This is a genomic window from Corallococcus sp. 4LFB, from assembly GCF_046520365.1.
Taxonomy (GTDB): domain Bacteria; phylum Myxococcota; class Myxococcia; order Myxococcales; family Myxococcaceae; genus Corallococcus; species Corallococcus caeni.
The window spans coordinates 1-10188 of record NZ_JBKGHJ010000326.1 but is presented as its reverse complement, the minus strand read 5'-3'; the positions used below and the strand labels follow the sequence as shown (position 1 = coordinate 10188).

The window sequence follows — 10188 nt, the reverse complement described above, 5'->3', positions numbered from 1 at the left end:
CTCGAAGCCGTGCGCGAGGCTCGTGGCGGGGAACAGCGTGTCGCCCAGCGCGGCCACCGCGCCGCTGATGCCCAGCACCAGCATGCCGGCCACGCCCAGGCCCAGCACCGCGCCCACCGTGCCCTGGCCCCGCAGGGCCATGCGCGCGCGGCCCCGGGACGCCCACACGACCATCGTCTGCGCGCCCACCAGGAGGAAGGTGTTGGTCAGGTGCACGCCCATCCACACCGCGCGGCCCAGGCGCGCGTCCTGCGCCACGTACTTGAGCAGCACGATGCCCGCGCCCACCAGGCCTTCGGTGAGCATGAACACCAGCGCCCAGAACGCCGCGCGCCGGCCGGGGTGGCCCTTGGGGAACTCGCGCCGGCCCCACACGTAGAGGGCGACGGCGAGCACCGTGGCCAGGCCGCTGGTGAGCCGGTGCGTGTACTCGATGAGCGTCTGGACGGAGGGCGCGCGGGGCAGGACCTCGCCGTTGCAGACGGGCCAGTGGTCGCCGCAGCCCGCGCCGGAGCCGGTGGCGCGCACGAACGCGCCCCAGAGGATGACGCCCAGGCTGTAGAGGAGCACGCCCTGGCTGAACCACTGGAAGCGGCGGGTCGCGGCGGTGGGAAGGGTCATCGTGCCCTCCCACTACCGCATCCCTCCCCGGGGGACCACCGCGCGCCCGGGGCCGCCTGCCCGCCGCGCGCCAATGGCTCAACACCTGGGCTTATGGGCGGCCCCGCGCCAGTCCCCAAGGCTGGGAGAAGTTGTTAGCGTCACCGCGTGCCCCGAGACCGCGAAGCGCCCCCTGCCTCCCTGCCTGCCCACGACGCGGCCGAGCGCCTGCGGCGGCTGGAGGCGGCCATCGAGGAGGGGCGGGCGCGCAAGGACGCGGCCCTGGAGGCCTGGGTGCGCCGGATGGGCCGCCTGCCCACCGAGAAGGAGCGCGACCGCTGGGAGCGGGAGTGGGAGCGCGGCGCGGAGCGGGAGCGCCAGCGGTGGGAGAAGCAGTGGGAGCGTGAGTCGAAGGACGCCCTGCGCCGCGCGGAGCGGCAGGCCAAGCGCGACGCGTACCTTGCCCAGCAGCAGGCGCACCGCGACGCGAAGCGCGCGGAGCGGGCGGCGCGGGAGGAGGCCTCGCGCAACCCGGTGGTGGGCGTGGGGCAGCTCGTCGTCGCGCTGGCGTGCATCGCCACGGTGGTGCGGCTGCCGCAGCAGTACTGGTGGCTGGTGTTCGTGGCGCTCGCGTTCTTCAAGGGCGCCGCGAAGCACCTGCGCCCGGCCAACAACCCGCTGCTGACGCGCGTGGAGGAGCCGCCCGCGACGGTGCTGCCACGGGAGCAGGTGCCGGAGGCGCCCGTGGACCCACGCCTGAAGCGCGTGGACGCCGTCTGCGAGAAGCTGCTGGCGGAGCTGCGCGCGGGCAAGGGCGTGTTGCAGGAGCTGGTGCGCTCGCCGGAGCGCACCGTGCAGGACCTGCGCAAGAGCTGCCATGAGCTCATCCGCCGTGAGCGCGAGCTGCGCACGGTGGCGCCGCCGGAGGACGTGCGGCGGCTGGCGGACGAGCGCAAGACGCTGGAGACGCGCTGGGCCGCGGAGGAGGACGTGGTGGTGCGCGACCGGCTGCGCGCGGCGTTGCAGGTGCTGGACGAGCAGGTGCGCCAGCGCGCGGAGCTGACGCGGGCGGCGGACCGGCTGGAGGCCGAGTACACGCGGCTGGCGTACACGCTGGAGAACCTCTACGCGCAGGTGCTGCGGGTGCGCTCGGCGGACGCGGCGGACGCGGACGTGGCGGGCGCGGGCCTGCGCCACAGCGTGGAGCAGCTGGGCGCGGAGGTGGACGCCGTGACGTCCGCGCTGGAAGAGGTGCACGGCGCGCCCATGGATGGCCGGGTGCGCACGCGCTGAAGGGGCGTGGGCTATTCGCCCGCGTGCTTCGACGGGGGCGGTGCGCCGGACGGGCCGGTGATGCGGACCGTCTTGGCGTTGACGAACTCGCGGATGCCCAGGTCGGCCAGCTCGCGGCCGTGGCCGGAGTGCTTCACGCCGCCGAAGGGCAGGCGCGCGTCGGAGGCGACGAGCGCGTTGACGAACACCATGCCGGCCTCGATGCCGTCGATGAGCCGGCGCTGCTCGTTCGCGTCCTGGGTCCAGACGCTGGCGCCCAGGCCGAAGGGCGTCGCGTTGGCCAGCTCGATGGCGTGCTCCAGGTCGCGGGCGCGCAGGAGCGTGGCCACGGGGCCGAAGAGCTCGTCATGGAAGGCGGGCGCCTTCGGGGGCGGATCCGCCAGGACGGTGGGCGGGTAGAAGTTGCCGGGGCCGCCCTGGGGCTTGCCGCCCAGCAGCAGCCGGGTGCCGGCCTTCACGCTCTCCTGCACCTGGGCGTGCAGCCCTTCGAGGATGCCGGGCGTGGCGAGCGGCCCCACGTCCGTCTTGGGGTCCATGGGGTCGCCGACCACCATGGCCTTCATGCGCTCCACGAAGCGGCGTTCGAACTCCTGCGCGATGGGTTCGGCGACGATGAAGCGCTTGGCGGCGATGCAGGACTGGCCGTTGTTGATGAGGCGCGCGGACACGGCGGTGTGCACGGCCTTGTCCAGGTCCGCGCTGGGCATGACGATGAACGGGTCGCTGCCGCCCAGCTCCAGGACGACCTTCTTGATGGCCCGGCCCGCGGCGGCGCCCACGGCGCGGCCGGCGCCCTCGCTGCCGGTGAGGGTGACGGCCTTCACGCGAGGGTCTTCGATGACGCGGTTCACCTCCGAGGTTTCGATGAACAGGGATTGGAAGGCGCCTTCGGGGAAGCCGGCGGTGCGGAAGATTTCTTCCAGGGCGATGGCGCACTGGGGCACGTTGCTGGCGTGTTTGAGGAGGCCCACGTTGCCGGCCATGAGGGCGGGGGCGGCGAAGCGCACGACCTGCCAGAAGGGGAAGTTCCACGGCATGATGGCGAGGACGGGGCCCAGGGGCTGGTAGCGCACGAAGGCGGTGTCGCCATCCACGTCGATGGGCGTGTCGCGCAGGAGCTTCTCCGCGCGGGTGACGTAGTAGCGGCACGCGGTGGCGCACTTGATGGACTCCGCCTTGGCGGCCTCCAGGGGCTTGCCCATCTCCTCCGTCATCATGCGGCCGAAGCGGTCGGCCTCGACCTCGAGGATTTCAGCGGCGCGGCGCATCCAGCGGGCGCGGTCGGCGAAGGACGTCTCGCGGTAGGAGCGGAACGTGTCCGCGGCCCGTTGCAGCTTGCGCTCCAGTTCCTCGGACGAGAGCACGTCGAAGGTGCGCAGCGTCTTGCCGGTGGTGGGGCTGATGGTGGCGATGGCCATGTGCGGGTGCCTCCCGGTGCGAACGTCTCCGGGTGATAACAGGCCACATGCCCCTGACAATGCCTCCGGAGCCCGAGCGTCCAGGGGCGTACGCCGCGCGGCCGTGACTCAGGATTCCAGGGCAGTGGGCGACAGCGCATCCGACCGGAGTGCCGAGATGAACGTGTCCAGGTCCTCCGCCAGCAAGTGGACGCTGCGGGCGTGCGCGTCCCAGTAGAACACCCGTCCTGTTCCAGCGCCGCTCACCGCAAGGCAGATCTTGTCCGCGCCTTCCGTTGTCGCGATGGGGAGCAGCCCCGGCGGAAGGCGGTCTCGGAAGACCTCCAGGTTCCAGTCGAGGTTGCAGGACTCGACAGGGTCGTTGAGACCGAAGAAGAAATGGATCCGGCCGAAGGGATTTCCCGGCACGCCCTGGAGCTTGAAGAGGTCGCGTTCAGGGCGGCCACCATTGCTGGTCAGCAGGAACTCACGAAGCGGGACCGGGAGCTTGAGGGCATACCGCTGCTCGAACGCGGCAAGGTCCGCCTCGCTCAGCAAGGGTCCCATCTCGGTCGTCCGCACGAACCGCGCCATCATGGGCCTCCTGAGAAACCGCCGGTGTGTCCTGTCCGGGCGTGAATGGCGGTGGGAACCAGTTGCAGGGTGGCCCGATCCTGATGGTGATGCCAGGTCATTCCCTTGGGTGTTTCCCTCAAGCCCGCTGCCTTGTTCGCGGCGGCGAAGTCTCCGGCACGCGAGCCAGTATAGGGAACCCTCACCTCGGCCTTCACGACTCCGGCCGCCTTGAAATCAGGGTAGCCCTCCGCGTCGAAGGGGACGCCGGTTACCGGATGTGTCCTCCCGGCCAGATGCGCATTCCGGATGGGGGTGTCGGTGGACAAGCCTCCCGTGGACGCGCTTGAGGTTGTACGTGGCCGTTCGCGCTTGGCCTCCGCCAACATGGCCTGGGCCCTCGCCGCGTTGCCCCGGGTCTCATGCAGGGCCAGGACTCCTGCCTCTCCCCACTCGGCGGCGACGTAGGCATTCTCCCGGCGAGCCTGGAGGTACCGGAACACGTCACGGGCCGCGTTGACTCCCAGTTGCTCCTCAAGCCTGGCCACCACTGCCTTCAATCGCTCCAGGTTGAGGACAGTCCCGGAAGACTCTCGGAGTGTTCGTGCTCCCTTTCCGCCTGCATACAGCGCGACCATGAGCGCCGCGGGTGCCAACTCACGCGACGCCTGCTCGTACCTGCCCTCGGCCAGCGACGATGCTCCCTGCGCGGTTCCCGCCAACAGGTGGAAGAAGCCCAACGGTACGCCGAAGGTCAGGTGGTCAAAGCTTCCCAGCGCCACGCTGTCCGCAGCGAAGTGCTGCTCCATGAGGGCCCGCTCCACCTCGTCGAGGGCCTGGCGGTAGGGCAGAGGCAGTTGCTCGCGTTTGGAGGACAGGTCCAGGTAGCGGGCTCCCGCGCTCACCTCGCTGCTGGCCAGTGCATCCCGGCTGGCGCGGCCCAGGCCCCGGAGGACATCGCCGCTGCGTTCGGGACGCTCGGCATGTGTCTCAAACGTCAGGCCGCGCTCGTGCAGTTGCTCGCGGACCGTGGTCATCGCGCCCAGCGTCTGGCCAAGCTGCTTGTCCTGCGCCAATTGGTGAAGCACGGCACGCATCTCGTCATCGCATGTGGAGTGGAGGATGAAGAGGGCGAACACCTCGGCTCGGGCCACGCCGTACCGCTCGGAGGCGCTGATGAGAAAGGCCGAGCGTTTCCGGCTCAGGACTTCAGCGGCCTTCGCGTCCATCGGGCCCAGGGCGCCCAGCCGGACGGCGTCCCAGTCACTCAGTGACTCGACCACCCGGGCCATGTCCGTCCCTCGCTGCATGGCCACGAAGGCCGCGGGCGATGAACACTTCAGGAAGGGGGCGAGCACATCCTCGCTGGAGTCCTGGGAGTCAGGTTCGAATGGCACGGACGCACAGCCGGTAGCCAGCAGGACGACGCATACAAGCGTCAACCACCCATGCCATCGCATACGGGCCTCCTGTCGATGCCGCGATGAGAGAAGGCAACCACGTACCCCGTGACCGAACCATGACCGAACCACCGGGTGCCCACGGCCAACGCCCTGCTGGGCCCGTGGTCCCATGGCGTCGAACTCGTGGAGGTCCTGCATGGGAATGGCCGTGGGAGGCAGGGGCGGAGTGAAGTCAGACATCAACGTCACGCCGCTGGTGGACGTGGTCCTCGTGCTGTTGATCATCTTCATGGTCGTGACGCCAATGTCCCAGCAGGGCAAGGACGTCACCCTGCCCACCGCCGCCCAGGGGGAGACGCGCGACAAGCCCGAACCGCTCGTCTTCTCCCTCACCGCCGACAAGGCGCTGTTCGTCGGCAAGGACGCCTTCCCGGACACCGCCTCCTTCCAGGAGCGCGTCCAGCAGGAGCTGCGCACCCAACCTGACCGCAAGCTGCTCCTCAAGGCGGATGAGGCGCTGACGTGCGGCGACGTGCTCGGCGTCCTGCGGCAGTCGCGCGATGCCGGCGCGCGCAAGGTGTCCCTCGGCGTCTCCATGAAGAAGAACTGAAGGAGGACCGCCATGCGCTCCAGACGCCCCATCGTGAAGCCCCAGTCCGGTCTCCAGTCCGACATCAACGTCACGCCGCTCGTGGACGTGGTCCTCGTGCTGTTGATCATCTTCATGGTCGTGACCCCGTTGATGCGCGGCGAACTCCCGCTCCAGCTCCCCTCCGCGCAGCCAGCCCCGACCGAGGAAACCCCCACGTCGAAGGAGCTGCCCCCGGCCTCGTGCGCCTCACCGCGGACGGCACGCTCCTGCTGGAGGGGAAGCCCGTGAGCGAAGCGGACTACGTGCCGCGCCTGCGGGCCTTCCTGGAGGCCCGTCCCCAGGGACAGCGCGGCCTGTTCTTCCAGCCGGACGCCCGCGCGCCGTACACGCGGCTGGTCGCGGCCCTCGACGGAGCGAAGGCCGCGGGCGCCGAAGCCCTGGGCCTGTCCGTTGAACACCCCTGAGCACCTGGAAACACTCGCCGCGAAAAGCCCGTGGCCAGCCCGCACCCGCTGACCTAAGTCACGGCCATGTCGCGAGGGCCTTGGCGGTGGGTGTCGGGTTGGGACGTGATGGTGACGCGGCCCCTGGGGCTGCTGTTGCTCGTGGTCGCGTGCGTCCTGGGGTTCGTCGCCCTGTCGGACGAGGTGCATGAAGGCGACACGCAGGACATCGACGAGCGCATCGTGCGCTCCCTGCGCCGTCCGGAGGACCCCGCGATGCCCCGGGGGCCCTGGTGGCTCGCGGAGACCGCTCGCGACGTGACGTCGCTGGGCGGCTTCCCGGTGCTGTCGCTGCTCACCATGGCCGTGTGCGGCTTCCTGCTGGTGGCGCGCCGCTACCGCACCAGCCTCTTCGTCCTGGGCGCCATCGTCGGTGGGTGGCTCCTCAACGCGCTGCTCAAGAACCTGTTCCACCGCCCGCGCCCCTCGGTGGTGCCCCACCTCACGGAGACCCTGTCCACCAGCTTCCCCAGCGGCCACGCGATGCTGTCCGCCATCACCTACCTCACGCTGGGCGCGCTGCTGGCCCAGTTCGCGGAACACCGGCGCGTGAAGGTCTACCTCCTCAGCGTGGCCCTGGTCCTGTCCGTCCTCGTGGGCTGCACCCGCGTGTACCTGGGCGTGCACTACCCCACGGACGTGCTCGGCGGCTGGGTGGCCGGGCTCGCGTGGGCCCTGTTCGTCACCGTCGCCGCCCGCACCGTGCACCGCCGCAGCCCCTCCCTGCGCGAGGAGGCCCACCGCCCCGTGGAATGAGCCTTGCGCCCACGGCCCCCGCGCAGGATGAAGGGGCCTCCACCCGCCCATGTCCACCGCCCCCGTGAACATCCTCCGCCCCCTGCCGCCCGCGAGGCGCGGATGATCCAGGCGTGGCTGTGGCGGCTGGGGCTGGGACGCGGCCGGGTGCACGTCTTCTACGACGAGTCCTACCGCCTGCCCCTCTCCGGCATCGAGTCCGCCGTGGGCATCGAGCCGCGCGGCACCGACTTCACCACCTGGTACCTGCTGGAGGCCGGCGTGGTGCGCGCCGCGGACGTCCGCCACCCGGTGCCCGTCTCCTACGCCCAGCTCGCGCGCGTGCACGACGCCCGCTACCTGGAGTCCCTCTCCGACCCCGCGACGCTCGCGCGCATCTACGCCACCGACCCGTCGGAGGTCCCCGTGGACGCGCTGCTGGACAGCGTGCGGCTCGTGTGTGGCGGCACGCAGGGCGCGGCCCGGCTGGCGCTCGCGCGGCAGGGGCCCGTGGTCAACATGGCCGGCGGCTTCCACCACGCGCGCCCGGACAAGGGCGGCGGCTTCTGCACCGTCAACGACATCGCCGTGGCCGTGGCGGACCTGCGCGCCTCCGGCTTCGACGGCTCGGTGGCCGTGCTGGACCTGGACGCGCACCCGCCGGACGGCACCGCCGCGTGCCTCGCCGGCCAGCCGAAGGTGTGGATCGGCTCCGTGTCCGGCAGCGACTGGGGCCTGCTGCCCCCCGGCGTGGACGAGACGCGCGTGCCCGACGGGTGCGACGACGTCACCTACGTGCAGAAGGTGAAGGACCTGCTGTCGCGCATGCCCGCGTCGGACATCACCTTCGTCATCGCGGGCGGGGACGTGCTCTCCGGGGACCGCTTCGGGCGCGTGGGCATCACGCTCCAGGGCGCGCGCAAGCGCGACGTGGCCATCGCCGCCGCGCTGCGGGGACGGGCCAGCGTGTGGCTGCCCGGCGGCGGCTACCACCCGGAGTCCTGGAAGCTGTTCGCGGGCACCGTGCTGGTGCTCGCGGGCCTGGGCCACCAGCGCATCACCGCGCGCTACGACCCGTTGAGCGCGCGCTTCCAGCGCATCGCGCACCTGCTGGTGCCGGAGCAGGCGAACACCGCCGGGACGACGCAGGACTGGGAGCCCTTCTCCCTGGAGGACCTGGAGGGCCCGCTGCGGCTGGGGCCGGAGGTGCAGCCGCGCGTGCTGGGCCACTACACCGCGCAGGGCATCGAGTACGCCCTCTTCCGCTACGGCATGCTGTCGTACGTGGAGCGCCTGGGCTACAGCCGCCTGCGCGTGCAGGTGTCCTCCACCGGCGGCACCGGCGACCGCATCATGGTGCTGGGCCACGCGGGCGGCCGCGAACACCTGCTGTCGGACTCCGTGCTGGAGAGGAAGGTCCTCCAGGGGGAGACCTTCCTCTTCGCCAACTGGCTGTCCCTGCGCCACCCGCGCGCGCGCTTCAGCGACAGGCGCCCGCAGCTGCCCGGCCAGGAGGTGCCTGGCCTGGGCCTGTCGCGCGAGACGACGGAGCTGCTGCTCGCCATGGCCCAGCGCCTGGGCCTGGCCGGCCTGGCCTTCCGGCCCATGTGGTACCACCTGGCCGTCGTCGCGCGCGGCCGCTTCCACTTCTCCACCCCGGAGCGCCAGGGCCGCTTCGAGGCGCTGATGCGCGACCTGTCCGCGCTGTCGCTCGTGGAGGCCACGCGCGCCGTGGCCGAAGGGCGCGTGCGCCTGGACGGCCAGCCGTACCCGTGGGAGCCGGACGACATGCTCTGCCGCCTGACGCCCGTGCCCCTGGACGCGGAGGCCGTGGCGAAGGAGCGCGAGCGCTGCCACTTCACCGTGGAGCCGCCTGCCTCTGGCTGACGCCGCGCCCGTGGTAGTCATCACGGCGTGGACCTGGAAGCGCAACGCCGTGAACAGCACAAGCTGCGGCTGTCGTGGATGCCGTGGCTCTACTTCAGCCTCAAGCCGCGCCACCGCGAATGGGCGGAGGCCTGGCAGCGCGAGGTGCAGGACCGCCTGCGCGCGCTGGAGACCGTCGAAATCGCGGAGGGATGTTTCATCGCCCCGGAGGCGCGCATCTTCGCGGAGCCCGGCCGCACGGTGCGCATCGGGCCGGGGTGCAGCATTGGCGCGGACGCCTTCGTGCACGGGCCGGTGGTGCTGGGGCCGCGCGTCAGCCTCAACGCGCGCGTCAGCCTGGACGGCGGCGCGTGCGGCATCCGCATTGGCGAGGGCAGCCGCATCGCCACCGGCGCCACGCTCTACGCCTTCGACCACGGGCTCGCGCCGGACCGCCCCGTGCGCGAGCAGCCCGTCACGTCGAAGGGAATCGTGATCGGCCAGGACGTCTGGGTGGGCGCCAACGCGGGCATCACCGACGGCGTCACCGTGGGCGACCACGCGGTGGTGGGCATGGGCGCCGTCGTCACCCGCGACGTGCCCCCGTGGGCCATCGTCGGGGGCGTGCCTGCTCGCCTGCTTGGGGATCGCCGTCAACGCCCACGTTCCGGAATCCCCGGGGGCTGGGAGCCTCCAGACTCCGAGGGAAACCCCTGAGTCCCGGGCGGGTCCATTGACTTTGAAACATTCGAGCGCCTTATGCTTCGGGCCGCGGTGAAACGGAAAGAGGGCTCGGGCCGTACGCACCGGGTGCGTAGTCCCTTGTGTTCATGGCTGAGTCCGTTTCATTCGTGCTGAAGGAGGCCGAGGTGGCGCAGGAGCAACGCGAGACGGGGAGCGCCGCCGCGCCGGGGCAGTCCTCCGTGGCGAGCGACCTCGTGGACACCCGTCGCTTCCTGCGTGCCGGGTCACTCCTGCGCGAGGTGCTCTTCGAGCTGGACGCCGCGGGCCGGCTCCTCCTGGCGAGCCCCGCCTGGGAGCGCCTGGTCGGCGCGCCCGTGCACGCGTGGACGGGCCGCGCGCTGGTGGAGCTGTTCCACCCGGAGGACCGGGACCAGGCGCGCGCGCTGCTGCGCACGGCGAGCTCGCGCACGGACGTGCCCACGCGGCTGGAGCTGCGCATGTCCTCCGGCGGCCGCAGCCGCCGCTGGGTGGAGCTGGCCGCG

11 protein-coding genes and 1 pseudogene are annotated in these 10188 nt (G+C 71.6%); 8 read left to right on the top strand and 4 right to left on the bottom strand.

Translation table 11 applies throughout. From position 1 onward, the window contains the following. Positions 1-621, bottom strand: a 621-nt coding sequence (locus ACLEQD_RS28640) for a COX15/CtaA family protein (protein WP_410388323.1), incomplete at its 3' end; no start/stop codon positions are given. Positions 622-768: 147 nt separating this feature from the next. Here ACLEQD_RS28640 and ACLEQD_RS28635 point away from each other — a divergent pair. Then, positions 769-1893 (top strand): hypothetical protein, encoded by a 1125-nt coding sequence (locus ACLEQD_RS28635; RefSeq protein ID WP_410388321.1) that lies wholly within the window; start codon positions 769-771, stop codon positions 1891-1893. 11 nt (positions 1894-1904) lie between these two features. On the opposite strand, the gene ACLEQD_RS28630 is transcribed toward ACLEQD_RS28635, so the two are convergent. From ACLEQD_RS28630 to ACLEQD_RS28620, 3 genes are all read right to left on the bottom strand, one after another. Then, positions 1905-3311, bottom strand: coding sequence for an NAD-dependent succinate-semialdehyde dehydrogenase (locus ACLEQD_RS28630; protein ID WP_410388319.1), 1407 nt, complete (start codon positions 3309-3311; stop codon positions 1905-1907). Between the two features lie 108 nt (positions 3312-3419). Then, positions 3420-3887 (bottom strand): SMI1/KNR4 family protein, encoded by a 468-nt coding sequence (locus ACLEQD_RS28625; RefSeq protein WP_410388317.1) that lies wholly within the window; start codon positions 3885-3887, stop codon positions 3420-3422. Continuing rightward, a complete protein-coding gene (locus ACLEQD_RS28620) occupies positions 3884-5155 on the bottom strand; it encodes an HNH endonuclease (RefSeq protein WP_410388315.1) in 1272 nt (423 codons plus the stop codon). The genes ACLEQD_RS28625 and ACLEQD_RS28620 overlap by 4 nt, the downstream gene beginning before the upstream one ends. A 307-nt stretch (positions 5156-5462) precedes the next feature. Between ACLEQD_RS28620 and ACLEQD_RS28615 the strand changes: the two genes are divergently transcribed. The 7 genes and pseudogenes from ACLEQD_RS28615 to ACLEQD_RS28585 all read left to right on the top strand — a co-directional run. Beyond that, positions 5463-5876, top strand: a complete 414-nt coding sequence (locus ACLEQD_RS28615; RefSeq protein WP_410388313.1) for an ExbD/TolR family protein — start codon at positions 5463-5465, stop codon at positions 5874-5876. Between the two features lie 12 nt (positions 5877-5888). Further along, a pseudogene (locus tag ACLEQD_RS28610) lies at positions 5889-6006 on the top strand (biopolymer transporter ExbD); the annotation flags it as partial. A gap of 136 nt (positions 6007-6142) precedes the next feature. Next, on the top strand, positions 6143-6322 hold the full coding sequence (locus ACLEQD_RS28605) for an ExbD/TolR family protein (protein WP_410388311.1): 180 nt from the start codon (positions 6143-6145) through the stop codon (positions 6320-6322). A gap of 66 nt (positions 6323-6388) precedes the next feature. Beyond that, positions 6389-7117, top strand: coding sequence for a phosphatase PAP2 family protein (locus ACLEQD_RS28600; protein WP_410388309.1), 729 nt, complete (start codon positions 6389-6391; stop codon positions 7115-7117). A gap of 102 nt (positions 7118-7219) precedes the next feature. Then, positions 7220-8983, top strand: coding sequence for a histone deacetylase (locus ACLEQD_RS28595; RefSeq protein ID WP_410388307.1), 1764 nt, complete (start codon positions 7220-7222; stop codon positions 8981-8983). 27 nt (positions 8984-9010) lie between these two features. After that, positions 9011-9679 (top strand): DapH/DapD/GlmU-related protein, encoded by a 669-nt coding sequence (locus tag ACLEQD_RS28590; protein WP_410388305.1) that lies wholly within the window; start codon positions 9011-9013, stop codon positions 9677-9679. A 134-nt stretch (positions 9680-9813) separates the two neighbouring features. Then, on the top strand, positions 9814-10188 hold a 375-nt coding region (locus ACLEQD_RS28585; RefSeq protein WP_410388303.1), incomplete at its 3' end, for a PAS domain-containing protein.